This is a genomic window from Streptomyces sp. NPDC058284 (assembly GCF_042881135.1).
Taxonomy (GTDB): Bacteria; Actinomycetota; Actinomycetes; order Streptomycetales; family Streptomycetaceae; genus Streptomyces.
Genome location: NZ_JBHVYE010000019.1, coordinates 98,954 through 114,211 on the forward strand (window position 1 = coordinate 98,954; position 15,258 = coordinate 114,211).

The following is a 15,258-nucleotide window of genomic DNA, read 5'->3' on the forward strand; positions in this document are numbered from 1 at the left end:
TCGTACGCCCTCCAGTGGTCGCGTTCCGCGCGGCGCCCGGCGGTTGGCTCGGGGCATGAGCGAAAGCGTCGTACGCGGTGACCGTGTCCGTCGCCCGCAGCGGGAGGCGGCGGGACGGTGAAACGTGTTCTCATCGCCTCCCTTCGCCGCCGGTGGAGCAGCCTTCTCGGCGCCTTCCTGGCCGTCGCCCTCGGCGTCGGGCTCACCACCACCATGGAGCTCGGGCTCGACGCGAGCCGCACGGCGCCGGACCGGGTGCCCGTGCGGTTCGCCGGATCGCCCGTCGTGGTCATGGGCCAGGACCGGCTGACGTTGCCGGTCGAAAGAGGGCCCGGCACCGCGTACGTGTCGAAGCCGCTCCTTCATCCACAGCCTGTGGATATCGAACTTCTGCGCGAGCTCCGGCGGCTCGGAACCGTACGGACCGACGGTGACGAGCGGGGCGCCGTTGGGGTCGATGCCGTCGGGGTCGATGCCGTTGGGGTCGACGCCCCCGCGCGGGCCGTGCGCGAGGTCGTCGGCGAACGGGCCCTCGTCCTCACCGGCGACGACCGCCGCCGCGCCGATCCCGGCACCGCACGGGACGCCGAGGCGCTCGCGGCCGTCCACGCCTTCCTCGGCACGGCGGGCGGGGTGGCCGCCTTCGTGTCGGTGTTCGTCACCGCGTCGACGTTCGGCTTCGTCGTGGCGCTGCAGCGGCGGGAGTTCGGGCTGCTGCGGATGGCGGGGGCGACGCCGGAGGGGCGGGGGGTGAGGCCCCAGGGGGGAGGCTGGTGCGCGTAGCCGCCCTCTCAGCTGTCGCCGCCCTCGTCGATGAGGCGCCGCACCTCACGGTCGACCAGGCCGAGGCGGGCCTCGGCGACCAGCGGGACGGCGCGGCGCTGCCGGCGCGCCTCGTGCACGTCGATGTCGACCGTCACCAGGCCCGGCTCCCACTTCGGCGCCTGCGCGACGACCGTGCCGCGCGGGTCGACGACGCGTGAACCGCCCCAGAACGACGCGCCGTTCTCATTGCCGACCCGGTTCACGAAGACGACCCAGCACTGCAGCATGCGGGCGGTGTACGAGAGCAGCGTGTCCCAGTACAGGCCGGTGTCCATGGCCTCGGGGTCCAGGCTCGCCGCGCTGTTGGTCGGTACGAGGATGACCTCGGCCCCGTCCTGCACGGCGAGCCAGGGCAACACGGGCTGCCACGCGTCGTTGCAGACGAGGGTGGCGGCACGGCCGTGCCCACCGGGCAGGTCGTACGCGCGCAGGTGCTGGCCGGGGCTGACGTGCTTGCGCTCCTCCCATGCCAGGTAGTTGGGCAGGTACAGCTTCCGGTGCGCGTGCAGCAGGCGGCCGCCCGTGAAGTACGCCGCCGTGTTGTACGCGCGCAGACTGGTGTGCTCGTGAAGGCCGACCAGGACGTCCGGTCCTCCGGGCTCGGCCAGGGCGAGCAGGCGCGGGTCGTCGGTGGTGACCGAGGTGTCCTCCCGCAGACCGCCCAGGTGGTACCCGTGCAGGCTCAGCTCCGGGAACACGACGAGGTCGGCGCCCTGGGTCGCCGCCTGGGCGACCTGGTCCCGTGCGGTCTCCAGGTTCTGCCCGACCTCGCCCAGGGCGCAGTCGGTCTGCGCCAGCGCCACTCGCATGGGCCGAGCCTGTCGGCTCTCGCCGGGAGCCGCACGCCGGGGGCGGCCGACCGGCGGATGGATGGGTGGGCGGTGCCCCCCGTCTTCCGTCCGCGGGTGCGGACAGGCCCGCCGCTTCGCGACGGATGCATCCCACCCACCCACCTGTTTGCCCCGCAACGCACGGCGGGACTAGGGACACCCCCACCGGGCCGCAGTCGCACGCGCTCCCGAGGGGACGTGGGGGTATGTGCGAACGGAGCACCGAGCACGCTATAGCCCCATTGTCCGTGCAGCGTGACGCAGGGATAGCGAGTACGCACATACCCCCGCGGCCCCGCCCCACAGACGAACAACAGGCGAACCCCGCCCAAGGCGCCCCGCCAGGAAATGTCAGTGCCGAGTGCGAGACTCCCCGTATGGACAGCGAACGGTGGCTCATCGCCGCAGGTGAGGGGCGCGGTGCGGACCTCGTCCCCGTGGGCGCCGACGGCCGCCCCACCGCCGCCCCCGTCCACGAGCCCGACCTGGTCGAAGCCGTCCGGAAGCGGCAAGGCGTGACCCGCTGGATCTGGCGGAACACCGCCGGCCTCTACCCGCGCCTGCTCGCCGCAGGCGTCCGCGTGGAGCGCTGCTACGACATCGAGGCCGCCGAACTGCTCCTCCTCGGCCACGAGGGCCGCCTCGGCGAGCCCCGCTCCGCCGCCGCCGCGCTCGCCCGCCTCCGCAACGCCCCCGTACCCCCCGACCCCAGGCCCCGCGCCGCCGAGCCCGGTACGCAGGACTCCCTGTTCGAGCCCCGGCCCGGCGGCGTCGACGTATCCCTCGCGGATCTCGCCGAGGTCCACACGGAGCAGCAGCGAAGACACGACGCCACCGACCGCCCCGGCCGCATGCGCCTGCTCACCGCGTCCGAGTCCGCGGGCATGCTGGTGGCCGCCGAGATGAACGCCGCGGGCCTGCCCTGGCGCGCCGACGTCCACCGCGAACTCCTGCACGAACTCCTCGGCGAGCGGTACGCGGGCGGCGGCGAGCCCCGTCGCCTCGCGGAGCTGGCCGACGAGGTGTCCGCCGCGTTCGGGCGCCGGGTCCGCCCGGATCTGGCCGCGGACGTCGTCAAGGCGTTCGCGCAGGCCGGCATCAGGGTGAGGTCGACGCGGCGCTGGGAGATCGAGGGGATCGACCACCCCGCGGTGAAGCCCCTCATCGAGTACAAGAAGCTGTACCGGATCTGGACGGCACACGGCTGGAGCTGGCTCCAGGACTGGGTGCACGACGGCCGTTTCCGCCCCGAGTACACACCGGGCGGCTCGTCCAGCGGCCGCTGGACGACCAACGGCGGCGGGGCGCTCCAGATCCCGAAGGTGATCCGCAGGGCCGTCGTCGCCGACCCGGGCTGGCGGCTCGTCGTCGCCGACGCCGACCAGATGGAGCCGAGAGTCCTCGCCGCGATCTCGCGCGACCGGGGCCTGATGGAGGTGGCGGGGAGCGAGGAGGACCTCTACACCCGGCTGTCCGACCGCGCGTTCTCCGGTGACCGCGAGCACGCGAAGATCGCGCTGCTCGGCGCCGTGTACGGGCAGACGTCGGGCGACGGCCTGAAGAACCTGGCCGCGCTGCGCCGCCGCTTCCCGCTGGCCGTCGCCTACGTCGACGACGCGGCGAAGGCCGGCGAGGAGGGCCGGCTCGTACGGACCTGGCTGGGCCGGACCAGCCCACCGGCGGCGGGCGCCGGGGACGACGACGAGGCGGGCATCCCCCAAGAGGCCGAACTGACCCCGGTGGGCGCCGAGTTCACCCCGGGTTACGCCTCCACCGACGCCCGCGCGCGAGGCCGTTTCACGCGCAACTTCGTGGTGCAGGGCAGCGCGGCCGACTGGGCGCTGCTGATGCTGGCCGCGCTGCGCCGGTCGATCGCGGAGGACGGACTGCGGGCCGAGCTCGTCTTCTTCCAGCACGACGAGGTCATCGTGCACTGTCCCGCCGAGGAGGCGGAGACGGTGGCGCTCGCCGTACGGGAGGCGGGCGAGCTCGCGGGCCGGATCGCCTTCGGGGAGACACCGGTCCGCTTCCCGTTCACGACGGCGGTCGTGGAGTGCTACGCCGACGCGAAGTGAGCGTCGTAAGCCCACGACACACAAGGCCAAGCCGCATCGCTGACCCATATCGCTGAGCCATATCGCTGAGCCGTACCGCTAAGCCGTACCGCTAAGCCGTGGCATCCAGCTCCGCGATCAGCGCCCGGAGCTCCCCGACCACTCTGCTGTCCGTGCCGTCCAGCGCACTGAGCGCGGCCGTCCACTGCTCGTACGCCTCGTCGGCGCGCCCCGCCGCCCGGAGCAGGAGGCCGCGCTGATGACGGGCGAGCCCCGTCATGTGCGCGTCGCCTCGCCGTTCGGCGTGGTCGAGGAGGGCGACGCACTCGCGCGTCGCGTCCCCCAGGCGGAAGAGCTCGCGCAGGGCGCGGACCAGCCCGAGGCGCGCCTGGGACGCCCCGTGCCAGTCCTGGTACTCGCCGTGCAGGCGCAGGCTCTCCTCGAAGTGCGCGAGGGCGTCGGAGGGTTCGCCGAGGGTGAGGTGGGCGTAGCCGATGTTGCAGTGGGCGGACTGGCGTACGACGGCGTGCCCGATGCTCTCGCCGATGGCGAGGCTGCGTTCGTGGTGGGCGATGGCGGCGCGGGCGTCCGTGTGCTCGTAGAGGTTGCCGAGGTGGCTGTAGGTGATCGCCTCGCTGAGCGGGTCGGCGAGTTCCTTGGCGAGGTCGAGGCTCTGGTGGAGGGCGTCGGCGGACTCGGCGTGGCGTCCGAGGCCTTCGAGGAGCAGGCCGCGGTTGTTGAGGCCGCGACGCACACAGGACACGATGCCGAGCGCCCTCCAGATGGCGAGGGCCTCGTCGTTGAGCGCCAGGGCCTCCCCGGCGCGCCCGGACATGAAGTGCAGCCCCGCGAGGTCGGTGAGGGCCTGGGCCTCGGCGCCCAGGTCGCCCTGGCGGCGGGCGGCGGACAGGGCGAGTGCGCTGAGCGTGCCCAGTTCGGGGAGGCGGCCGCGGCGTTGCAGGTACGGGAAGAAGCAGCGGACCAGGACGGGGAGCAGGCCGGCGGGGTCCCGGTGCCGCTCGGTCAGGGCGATGATGTTGGCGAGCTCGGTGTCGCCCCAGGCGAAGGCGGCCTCGGCGGACGGGAAGTCGGGTCCCGTGGGGTCACCGGGTCCCACGCCGCGCAGGCGGTCGCTCCGGTCCAGCCCCTGCGGCAGGATCGCGAGGAGGGTGCGGCGGGCGGACTCGGTGTACCAGCGGAAGGCCTCTTCCACGGCGTCGGCGCAGTCCGTCGGGTCGGAACAGGCCGTCTCCCTCGCGAAGTCGCGTACGAGATCGTGCGGGGTGTAGCGGCCGAAGCACCTCTCGTCGAGGAGGGCGACGTCGACGAGCCGGTCGAGCGCCGCGCCCGCCCGCAGCTCGTCGGTGCCCAACAGGCGGGCGATGAGCGGCACTCCGTACTCCGGCAGGTCCAGCGCGCCGATCCGGCCGAGGGCGAGAGCGGCGTCGCGGTCGGCCTCGCGGTCGGAGGTGCGCAGGGCGTCCAGGGCGACGGCGAGCGAACGGCGCACGCTGAGGTCGTCGTACTCCAGGTGGTGCAGCCGCCCGCCACTGACGGTGAGGAGCTCGGCGAGGGCGTCCGGGGTCAGCGCGCGGCGGGCGGCGAGCCGGGCCGCGACGATGCGCAGGGCGAGCGGAAGGCGGCCCGCGAGTTCGACGAGGGGATGCCCGGCGTCGAGCCCGGCGCGGCCGGACACGGCGCGCAGGAGTGCGGCGCTGTCCCCGTCGGAGAGCGGATCGAGCGGGAAACGGGCGGCGCCGTCGAGGGCGGTCAGCGGCGAACGGCTGGTGACGACGACCGCGCAGCCGGGCCCCGCGGGCAGCAGCGGCCGCACCTGCGCGGCGGTCGCGGCGTCGTCCAGGACCATGAGCGTGCGAGTGGGCGCGAGCAGCGAGCGGAGCAACGCGCTCGCCACGTCGAAGTTCTCGGGGCGTTCCGGCGTGTGGGGCGGCTCGGCACCGAGGTCGCGCAGGAGCGCGGCGAGGGCCTGCCCGGGGGTGAGGGGGGCCATGCCCGGGGTCGCGCCGCGCAGATTGACGTAGAGCTGCCCGTCCGGAAACTCCTCCCGCAGCGCGTGCGCCACGTGTACGGCGAGGGCGCTCTTGCCGACCCCGGCCATACCGGAGACGACGGCGAGGCGGGGGCTGTCGGCGGGGCGGGAGCCGTGGGCAGGGGGGAGGCCGTCGGCAGGACGGAGGCCTTCGGCAGGTTGAGTGACTTCGGCGAGTGCGAGTCGGAGGGCTCGGACTGTGTCGTCGCGGCCGGTGAAGTGGGCGGGGGCGGGCGGGAGTTGGGCGGGGCGGACCTCTTCGGTGCGGGCGCCGGAACCGGTGCGCCCGACACGACCGACTCGACCGACGTCGTCAGCAGGGTGGGTGCCGCCGGCAGGATCGGTGCCGTCGGCAGGGTGGGTGCCGACAACAGGGCCGGTGCCGACAACAGGATCGGCGCCCTCACCGGGATCGGCGCCGTCAACAGGGTCGGCGCCCTCACCGGAACCGCCACGACCGGCACCACCCGCTTCCGTCACGCCCCCGGCGACCGCTCCTCCCTCGGGGCCAGCCGAATCTCCGGGATCCGGACTACCCGAACCCGCCCCTTGCCCCTCCCCCCGCTCCCACTCCCGCCCCTGCCCATCCCCCCGCAACACCTCCTGATGCGCCCTTTGAACCCCCTCCCCCGGCTCCACGCCGAGCTCCTCCACGAGCCCGCGCCGCAGTTCACGGTGGACGGCGAGGGCCTCCGCCTGCCGACCCGTGCGGTGGAGTACGAGCATCAGCTGACGGTGGAAGGCCTCACGGAGGGGATGCTCCGCGACGAGAGCGGTGAGCTCGGGCGCGAGCGCGGCGAGCCCCGTGCCGAGTTCCAGTTCGGCGTCGTACCGCCACTGGAGGGCAGAGAGGCGTGCCTCTTCCAGGCGCGATACGAGGGGATGGCCGGCCAGCGGGTCCGGCAGGCCGCTCAACGGCGTGCCGCGCCACAGCGCGAGCGCCTCCGTCGCGTCGGCCGCGGCCCGCGCCCAGTCCCGCTCGGCGTGCGCGGCCCGCGCGCCCGCCACCAGGCGTTCGAAGACGCGGACGTCCAACTCACCGTCGTCCACCCGCAACCGGTACCCCGGCGGCACCGCACGCAGCCGCCCCGGATCGTCGAGGAGGCGGCGCAATCGCGTCACATGGTTCTGGAGGGAGGCGTGTGCGGAAGGGGGCGGGAAGCCGTCCCACAGCGCGTCCTTGAGGGCACCGAGGGAGACGGCCCTGTCGGGTTCCAGGAGAAGCGCGGCCAACAGGGCGCGCCCCTTGGCGCTGCGCACAGGCTGCGGCTCGCCCCCGGCGTCGTACACCGCGGGAGCACCGAGCAGGCCGAAGCGCAGCCCGCGTCGCTCACTCACGCCTGTCCCCCGTGCCGTCCCGCTGTCTCGTGTCGCTGTGTCGTACCGCTGTCTCGTGTCGCTGTGTCGTATCGCCGTGTCGCCCCGCTGCCCCTCACCGGTGAGTTCCGGCCAATCGCACCGGGCCGGAGGACCGTTGGCCACATGTTAGCGATCTGTTGGCGACCCCTGATCTGATCTCTACATCGGACCTGGCCCGCCGGTACTCGCGCACAGCGCGTAGCTCGGGGGAGTGTCGCCGCCGCGGCCGGGTCCGGATGCAGAGAGAGCCCCGGTCGGCGGAGGTGAACGACCGGGGCTTTCGCACTGCCGCCGTCCGCGCCGCCCGCGGCCCATAGCGGATTCGGGCCCCGCCGGGCACCGCACCCCGGCCGGATTCCTCCACGCCGTCTCTACGCCGACGCCGCCACGCCTCCGCAGTCCCCTCGCCACATCTCCACGAAGCCGGAGTCACCCTCACCAGGGTGAGATCACGTCGTCGAAGCCTCCCGGCACCACTCCCGGCACCACTCCCGAAACCACCCCGGGCCCACTCATCACCCCCGTCACACCACCCCCGTCACGCCACCGGCAACCGCACGGTGAACAGCGACCCCTTCCCCGGCACGCTCTCCGCCGTCACCGTGCCGTCGTGCGCCTCCACCAACTTCCGGACGATCGAGAGGCCGAGCCCGCTGCCGCCCGTCGCGCGGGTCCGCGACTTGTCCGCGCGCCAGAAGCGGTCGAAGACGTGCGGCAGGTCGGCGCGCGCGATACCCGTACCGGTGTCGGCGACCTCGATGAGTACGGCGTCGTCCGTGGTGCGGCAGCTGATGCGGACGTTGCCGCCCTCGGGGGTGTGGCGGACGGCGTTGGAGACGAGGTTGCCGATCGCCTGGCGCAGCCGCAGCGGGTCGGCCCGCACCCACGGGTCACCGAACGCGGTGGCCCTGAGGCGCACCCCGGCCGTCTCCGCGCGCGCCTGGTGCGCGGCCGCCACCTGCTCGGCGATCTCGGCGGCGCGCACCGGTTCGCGGTGCAGCCGGAGCGTGCCGGCGTCGGCGGCCGCCAGGTCCTGCAGGTCGTCGACGATGTGCTGGAGCAGCAGTGCCTCTTCGAGGAGCGAGGTGACCAGTTCGGGGTTGGTGTCGACGACGCCGTCCTCCGCTGCCTCCAGCCAGCCCCGGATGTTGGACAGCGGAGTGCGCAACTCGTGCGCCACGTCGCTGACCATCGCCTTGCGCTGTTCCTCCAGGGCCTTGCGGTGGGCGGCCATGTCGTTGAAGGCGGCGGCGAGTTGGCTGATCTCGCCCGCCGAGCGGGTGGCCCGCTCGGAAACCGGTTCGCTCGTCTCGTCCGCCTTCATGCGCCGGGTCGCGGCGGTGAGCGCGCGCAACGGCCGGGTGAGCCGGGTCGCGGCGAGCGCGGTGACCGCGACGGTGACGGCGAGGACGGCCGCGGCGAGCCCGGCAAGACGCGCGGTGTTGCCCCGGGAGAGGCTGAAGCCGGGCGTGCTCCGCGTGCCGTCGGAGCTGGTGATGAAGAGCAGCGCGGGTGAGGAGACGTAGGGGCCGAGCTGTTCGCGGCGCGCGGTGTCGACGCAGGAGGCGGTGGCGGCGGCCGTGGCCGCGGCGTCGGAGGTGGGCGGGACTGCTTCGAAGTCGGCCGCACCGGCGGGGCCGGGATCCACGGGGACCGCCCCGGACGCCGGGTCGGGCTCGATGGTCGGGTACGTCGGGACGGCGGCGCCGACCGGCTTCGGGCCGTACCGCCCGGTCAGGTCGAGGCTGACGGGGACCGGGTCGAGACCGTGCCGCTTCATACAGGCGTCGGTGAGGGAGTTGAGCTTCTTGAGGGCCTTCTGCTCGGTCGCGGTCGGCATTTCGAGCGGGGGCATACGGCAGCGGGCCCGCAGGGAGTCGTCCGGGTCGTGTGCGATCTGGATGGTCGGGCGCCCACCCGGGCCGACGACGACCTGCGCGCTCCCGCCCATGTCGGTCACGCAGGCCGCGCTCTTGTCGGCGGCTTCTTTGAGCCGGACGCGTTCCGCCTTGGTGAGGCGGTAGGGGCCGACCGCGCGCGGGTCGATGCGGTCGGCCGCGTGGCCCTTGGCGGTGCCGTTCGGGGCGACCGTGTCCCGGCCGGTGGAGTCGGCGGACTGGGTGGAGTCGGTGGTGCTCGTGTCGTCGCCCGTACGTTCCGGGGAGAGCATGGAATCGACGGCGAGCGGGTCGAGGACGGCGGAGGCGGTCGGGGGGAGGGAGGTACGCCTGGAGTCGTCCTCGTGCGGGCCCTTCTTCGAGCTCCCCTCAGGGCTGCCCTTTGAGCCCTTGTCCGGGTCTGTCTTGGGGTCCGTCTTGGGGTCCGTCTTGGGGTCCGTCTTGGGGTCCGTCTTGGGGGCGTTCCCCGAGTCCTTCTTCGAACCGCCCTCGCCGTGGCCGTCCGCCGAAGCGCCTTGCCCTCTCGGGGCTGCCGAGTCCGCGATGACCTTGCGGTCCTGCGTGGTGAGGGCGACCCGGCGACCGGTACTCCGGGACAGTTCGCGTACGGCCTCTTCGGCTCCCCGCCACTCCGGGGCGCTCGCGCCGACGCCGAGGAGCTTGTCGTAGATGCGGGCGTCGTCGGCGAGGACCTGGCCCTGCTCCTGCCGCAGCGCACCGGACGTCGTCTGCGCCGCGAGCCAGGCGGTGGCGGCGATCGAGCCGACGGAGACGAGGACGGATACGGCGAGGAGGCGTGCGAGGAGGCTCTTGCGGAGCGGAATGTCACGCGCCACGTCGTGCCGCCGCCCCATTGGCGACCGCACCGCTCACGACGGGTTCACCAGTGCCGGTACCGGTGCCGGTACTGCTGGCACTGCCGCTACCGCTACCGCTACCGCTACCGCTACCGCTACCGCTACCGCTACCGCTACCGCTACCGCTACCGCTACCGACCAACTTGTACCCCACCCCGAAAACCGTCACGAGCCGGTCGGGGCGGCGCGGGTCGGTCTCGATCTTCTTGCGCAGGTTGAGGATGTGCACGTCGACCGTACGCACGGATATGTAGCCGGACGAGCCGTGGATCCGGTCGAGGAGCTGGGGCCGCGTGAAGACCCGGTCCGGCTCCTCCGCGAGCGCGCTCAGCAGGTCGAACTCGCCGGGCGTGCAGTCGACGTAGCGCCCGTCGACCGTCACCTCGTGCCGCAGCGGATCTACGACGAGACCGGCGACGCGCAGGATCCGCCGGTCGGTGCCGGACAGCGGCGGGTGGATGCCGCTCGCACGCCGCAGCAACGTCCGCACCCGGGCCATCAGCTCGCGAGGGCTGTACGGCTTGGTGAGGTAGTCGTCGGCGCCCAGATCGAGGCCCGCGAGCAGGTCGTCCTCCGTGGAACGGGCGGTCAGCATCAGGATCGGCAGGCGGGTCAGCCCGGCGGGACCAGCACCGCCCCGCAGGAGCCTGGTGACCTCCAGGCCGTCGGTGCCGGGCATCATCACGTCGAGGATCAGCAGGTCCGGCGACCGGTGCCGCATCGCGGCGAGGGCGGCTGACCCGTCGTGGACGACGGCGACGGCGTGGCCCTCGCGCTCCAGATAGCGGCGGACCAGCTCGGCCTGTTTTTCGTCGTCCTCCGCGACCAGGACAAAAGCGCACATGGCGTTGAGGATAGGCATGCATCGCGTGTTGCAGGAGAGGCAAATGGGATTCGCACGCAGGCCTGACAGGATCCTCATAAGTACCTGGGACCCTGTCCGGCACCCCCGCCTAGGTGTGCTGACCCCAGCGACGGCGCCGTCTCCTACCGGCGCGACTGGTCGTGTACTTCGTTCTGGCCCTGTGCCTTGGCCTCCCCTTCGGTTTCCCTCAGGTGAGGGCCGTGGTCCTCGTAGAGTTCGGAATTTATGGAGTGCTTGATGCCCGCCTCGGCGGCTACCGCGACGGCGAACGGAGCCTCACCTACCTGTCGATGGCCCGTCCGGGCAAGGACGTCCGGCTCCCCAAGCCGCCCCCGGCCCCGTCATCACTCTGAGTTCACACGCTCAACCAGTGCCGTATCAGGCGAAGGTCGCCCTGCTGACTGGTTTTGCGCCCGTCACCCTTACCCTGCGTGGCAGCGTAGGGACACAATGCGGTTATGTCCGAAACTCTCTACGGGTTGTTGGGCGCGCTCGGGGGAGCACTGGCCACAAGCGCTGCTGCCTACTGGGGGCCCCTTCAAATGCAGCGGCGCTCGCTAGCCGAGGCGCGGCTGGCAGCCGCCGAGGAGCGAGCCGCAGCCGCCGAGGAGCGAGCCGCAGCCGAAGCGCAGGCTGCCGCTCTCCGCGAGCAGGCGCGCGATGAAGCGCAAGGGGTGAAGCGTGAGTCCGCAACAAAACGGATCATTCGAATACGCACTTCTACGCGTGACTGGAGTGATCTGTTGGCCAGGACCATCCAAGACCTTGGGCTAGGACGAACAGTAGAAATCGAAAGGTTCGACGAACAGGTTCTGGTTGCGCGGGCTGAAGCGCAAGCTGCATTCGATCAGGCACTGCACGACGGCCTATGGCTCCAGCAGTCAGCCTATGGCTACCCAGCCACAGTGGCCTTTCCATCGCTGTACGGGTATGGGCAAGCACCCGCAAGCTACGGGTACCCGCATCCGGATGCGGTACAGGGCGTTCAGCCAAGCGGCAACGCTGATCATCGTCGTGTCCTGACCGCGCTGAAGAGGGCGACGGAGCTTACGAGAGAAGCCGTAATCAAGGGAGAGCTGTTGGATGACACGGGCTCCGCGGCGCTCAGGCGCTCTCTCGACACAGCCGACGAAGCCCGTGGGGCCCTGTCATCGGAGCTCCTGAATCGGTTGGAGCAAATCGCAGACGTCACTCCCCTCCGAGGGCCAAGCGTGGTCGGCGTGTTTCCTCCTCTGCCAGACTCAGATGCTCCCTAGGAGCCCGGCTGCCCCTTAGGGGCCCGGCCCGCAGCCTCCGGAGACAGGTCCCCGTTGGTCCACGCGTAGACGGTGTTTCCGTGGACCGCGACCCGGTACGCGTAGGAGTCGCCGCACTCCGTACGGGACCGCGACGGCGTCCGGTCGGGCCACCATGACGCGTCGAGCTTCGGCGCACCGATCCGGGGTGCGCCGACCCCGCAGGCAACGCCCCGGTCGACCGGCACGCCACCGCTACGGGCGCCCCCGTCGCCGCTGCCCGCGCCGGCGTCGCCGAGCGTGTAGCGGATCAGCTTCGCGGCACCGGTCGTCTTCACCTTCACCTTGATGTTCTCGGCGTCCTTGGGGACCCATCGGGGCAGCACGAACGCCAGGTCACCCTTGGTGGGCGCGTCCGCCGCCGTCGCGAAGGACTTCGTCTTCTCCTTGAAGACGTGCTCACTGACGACGTCCGGCATCAGCGCGCTGTCCTTGAGCGCGGGCGCCGCGACGGCGACGGTACCGGCGGCCACCAGGCACCCGGCCATGGTGAGGACGAGGACACCGGCCTTCTTCTTGTTCAGGGGCATGAGACCAGTCTTCGGCCCCGGACACCGGTTTCCGTACGGCCGCAGAACGAAATACAGCCTCTGCGGCGCGACGGAGGTCGGACTCGGGGTCCGCCTCAAGACGTACGGGTCCTCCGCCCCCGCCCGCCCACATCCCCGAGCACCCCCAACGCCTCCGCGAGGACATCCAGCGGCGGCGACGCGAGCCCGATCCGCACCGCGTCCGGCACCGAGTGGGAGCCCGCGACGAAGGCCGAGCCCGGCGTGACGCCGATGCCACGGTCCGCCGCCGCCGCGACGAAGGTCTCGGCACGCCACGGCGCGGGCAGCTCCCACCAGCAGTAATAGGCGCGGGTATCGGTACGGAACCGCCCCTTGACCCCCGCGTCGATCAGCCGCTCCCGCACGATGCGGTGCCGCACGGCCGCGTCGGCGCGTTTGGCCGCGACCAGCCTCTCCACGGTCCCGTCGGCGATCCACCGCACGGCCGCCGCGAGGTTGAACGCCCCCGCCGTCCACGCCCCGGACCGCAGGGAGTGCGCGAGGGCGTCCAGGTGAGCGGCCGGGGCGACGAGCATGCCGACGGTGAGGCCGGGCGCGAGCCGTTTGGAGAGGCTGTCGACGAAGATGACGCGCTCGGGCAGCCGGGCGACAAGCGGAGCGGGCGCGTCCGGGGCAAGGAACCCCCAGGTGCCGTCCTCGACGACGAGCACGCCCGACCTCTCGATGACGTCGGCCAGCTCCTGTCGCCGCTCCTCCCCCGCGGTCACGGACAACGGATTCTGCAGGGTCGGCTGTACGTAGACGCCGCTGAGGGAGGCCTTCCCGTGCGCGTCGGCGAGCGCGCCCGGCACCATGCCCTGCTCGTCCACGGCAACCGGCACGAGCTCCACACCGAGCTGCCCCGCGATGGCTTTCACCAGCGGATATGTCACTTCCTCGACCCCGATACGGCCCCCGGGGCGCGCCAACGAGGAGAGCGCGGCAGCGATGGCCTGCCGACTGTTCCCCGCGAACAACACCCGCTCCGCTTCCGGCCGCCAGCCACTGCGCGCCAGCACGGACACGGCGGCATCCCGCGCCTCCGCGGTTCCACCGGGAGCGACGACCCGGGTCACCTCCCTCAACACGTCGGCGCGCAGCAGCGGCGTGAGGCCTCGGCTCATGGCCTCCGACTGCCCTTCGACGACCGGGTAGTTGAGTTCGAGGTTGATGGGGGGTGTTGTGGGGGTGTGGGTGGGAGGGGCGAGTGAGATGAGCCCCGACAGACCCGACAGACCCGGCGGCCTTGCCGGCCCCGACAGCCCCGACAGCCCCGACAGCCCCGACAGCCCCACCTCCTCGACTCCCGCCCCCGCGCCCCCCTCCGTCAGAGCCACAGCACCGCCGACATGCGGCGCGGCAGCCCGTACGAACGTCCCGCGCCCCACCTCGCCCACGACCAGCCCCCGCCGCGCAAGCTCCCCGTACACGCGGATGGCCGTGGAGTTGGCGATCCGCCTGCGCCGGGCGAAGACCCGTTGCGGAGGCAGTTGGTCCCCGGCCCGCAGCACCCCGGCCTCGATCTGCCGGGCGACATCATCCGCAACGCGCCGAAACTCGTCCCGCCGAACCATGATTCCCCTCACCTTCCACGGCCCCGCCGACCGTCTCCCTGGTCGCGGAGCGACGCCCCTCACCCGAACCCTCCGCACACCCACCCCCGTACCGCCCCCGCGCCCGCCCCCGCCCCCGCCCCCGCCCCGCGAACATTGCACCGAGAGCAAAGACCTTATTGCACCGCCTACTTGACCACGCCTAGCCTCCCCACATGGCTACCGCGCAGCTCAACGGCATCACCATCGGCTACGACGACGTAAGCAGGAGCGAAGACGGAACGATAGGCGGGGGCGAGGGCAAGGGTGACGGCGAGGGCAAGGGTGACGGCAAGGGCAAGGGTGACGGCGAGGGCAAGACCGACGCCACCGGGACCCCCACCCCCACCACTCCCCTCGTCCTCCTCCACGGCCACCCCTTCGACCGCTCCATGTGGTCCCCCCAACGCACCGCCTTCGCCACGACCCACCGCGTCATCACCCCCGACCTCCGCGGCTACGGCGAGTCCACCGTCGTCCCCGGCACCACCGACTTCGCCACCTTCGCCGAGGACGTCGCCACTCTCCTGGACCACCTCGGCGTCGAGAAGTTCGCGCTCGGCGGCCTCTCCATGGGCGGCCAGATCGTGATGGAGTGCTACCGCCTGTTCCCGGAGCGCATCACGGGCCTCCTCCTCGCCGACACATTCCCCGCCCCCGAGACACCGTCCGGCAAGGCCGCCCGCAACGCCCTCGCCGACCGCCTTCTCGCCGAAGGCATGCGGGGATACGCGGATGACGTACGGGACAAGATGGTGGCCCCGTACAACACGGAGGCGTCCGCGACCGTCCACCGCATGATGCTGTCCGCCCCGCCCGAGGGAGCGGCCGCCGCCCTGCGAGGCCGCGCCGAACGCCCGGACTACCGCGCCCTCTTGACCCGCGTCGACGTCCCGTCCCTCGTGATCGTCGGCCGCGACGACACGTACACCCCAGTCTCCGACGCCGAGGCCATGCACGCCGCGCTCCCCGACTCGGCGCTGCACATCGTGGAGGCGGCGGCCCACATGCCGAACCTGGAACGCCCCGACGAGTTCAACTCCGCGCTCCGCACCTGGCTGTCCCGCATCTCCTGAAGCAGC

At 72.4% G+C, this 15,258-nt stretch carries 9 protein-coding genes and 1 pseudogene; 4 read left to right on the top strand and 6 right to left on the bottom strand.

Features of this window, described 5'->3' with window-relative positions:
- The first annotated feature begins 117 nt into the window (after positions 1–117).
- Positions 118–783 (top strand): hypothetical protein, encoded by a 666-nt coding sequence (locus tag ACFVYR_RS25305; RefSeq protein WP_384258309.1) that lies wholly within the window; start codon positions 118–120, stop codon positions 781–783.
- Between the two features lie 8 nt (positions 784–791).
- Here ACFVYR_RS25305 and ACFVYR_RS25310 read toward each other — a convergent pair whose 3' ends face one another.
- Positions 792–1,634, bottom strand: coding sequence for a nitrilase-related carbon-nitrogen hydrolase (locus tag ACFVYR_RS25310; RefSeq protein ID WP_384258311.1), 843 nt, complete (start codon positions 1,632–1,634; stop codon positions 792–794).
- Between the two features lie 398 nt (positions 1,635–2,032).
- Here ACFVYR_RS25310 and ACFVYR_RS25315 point away from each other — a divergent pair, with 398 nt between their 5' ends.
- Positions 2,033–3,730: a bifunctional 3'-5' exonuclease/DNA polymerase gene (locus tag ACFVYR_RS25315; RefSeq protein ID WP_384258314.1), complete on the top strand. Its 1,698-nt coding sequence runs from the start codon at positions 2,033–2,035 to the stop codon at positions 3,728–3,730.
- Positions 3,731–3,821: 91 nt separating this feature from the next.
- Here the strand turns inward: ACFVYR_RS25315 and ACFVYR_RS25320 are convergent, their stop codons facing one another.
- The 3 genes and pseudogenes from ACFVYR_RS25320 to ACFVYR_RS25330 form a co-directional block, all read right to left on the bottom strand.
- The gene (locus ACFVYR_RS25320; RefSeq protein WP_384258316.1) at positions 3,822–7,097 is read right to left on the bottom strand and encodes a BTAD domain-containing putative transcriptional regulator; all 3,276 of its coding nucleotides are present in this window, start codon (positions 7,095–7,097) and stop codon (positions 3,822–3,824) included.
- Positions 7,098–7,656: 559 nt separating this feature from the next.
- Complete coding sequence (locus tag ACFVYR_RS25325; RefSeq protein ID WP_384258319.1) at positions 7,657–9,852, bottom strand: sensor histidine kinase; 2,196 nt, start codon at positions 9,850–9,852, stop codon at positions 7,657–7,659.
- A 160-nt stretch (positions 9,853–10,012) separates the two neighbouring features.
- A pseudogene (locus tag ACFVYR_RS25330) lies at positions 10,013–10,717 on the bottom strand (response regulator transcription factor); the annotation flags it as partial.
- Between the two features lie 251 nt (positions 10,718–10,968).
- On the opposite strand from ACFVYR_RS25330, the gene ACFVYR_RS25335 reads away from it, so the two are divergent.
- Positions 10,969–11,091, top strand: a complete 123-nt coding sequence (locus tag ACFVYR_RS25335; RefSeq protein WP_384258321.1) for a hypothetical protein — start codon at positions 10,969–10,971, stop codon at positions 11,089–11,091.
- A gap of 899 nt (positions 11,092–11,990) precedes the next feature.
- Here ACFVYR_RS25335 and ACFVYR_RS25340 read toward each other — a convergent pair.
- Complete coding sequence (locus tag ACFVYR_RS25340) at positions 11,991–12,563, bottom strand: hypothetical protein (protein ID WP_384258324.1); 573 nt, start codon at positions 12,561–12,563, stop codon at positions 11,991–11,993.
- A gap of 95 nt (positions 12,564–12,658) precedes the next feature.
- A complete protein-coding gene (locus tag ACFVYR_RS25345) occupies positions 12,659–14,158 on the bottom strand; it encodes a PLP-dependent aminotransferase family protein (RefSeq protein ID WP_384258326.1) in 1,500 nt (499 codons plus the stop codon).
- Between the two features lie 194 nt (positions 14,159–14,352).
- Between ACFVYR_RS25345 and ACFVYR_RS25350 the strand changes: the two genes are divergently transcribed.
- On the top strand, positions 14,353–15,252 hold the full coding sequence (locus tag ACFVYR_RS25350) for an alpha/beta fold hydrolase (protein ID WP_384258328.1): 900 nt from the start codon (positions 14,353–14,355) through the stop codon (positions 15,250–15,252).
- The last annotated feature ends 6 nt before the right edge of the window (positions 15,253–15,258 follow it).

What these genes read in the sequence shown, in the direction of transcription:
- ACFVYR_RS25315 (WP_384258314.1), top strand. Translation starts at nt 2,033, where the DNA reads ATGGACAGCGAACGGTGGCTCATCGCCGCAGGTGAGGGGCGCGGTGCG.
- ACFVYR_RS25345 (WP_384258326.1), bottom strand. Translation starts at nt 14,158, where the DNA reads ATGGTTCGGCGGGACGAGTTTCGGCGCGTTGCGGATGATGTCGCCCGG.
- ACFVYR_RS25340 (WP_384258324.1), bottom strand. Translation starts at nt 12,563, where the DNA reads ATGCCCCTGAACAAGAAGAAGGCCGGTGTCCTCGTCCTCACCATGGCC.
- ACFVYR_RS25310 (WP_384258311.1), bottom strand. Translation starts at nt 1,634, where the DNA reads ATGCGAGTGGCGCTGGCGCAGACCGACTGCGCCCTGGGCGAGGTCGGG.
- ACFVYR_RS25350 (WP_384258328.1), top strand. Translation starts at nt 14,353, where the DNA reads ATGGCTACCGCGCAGCTCAACGGCATCACCATCGGCTACGACGACGTA.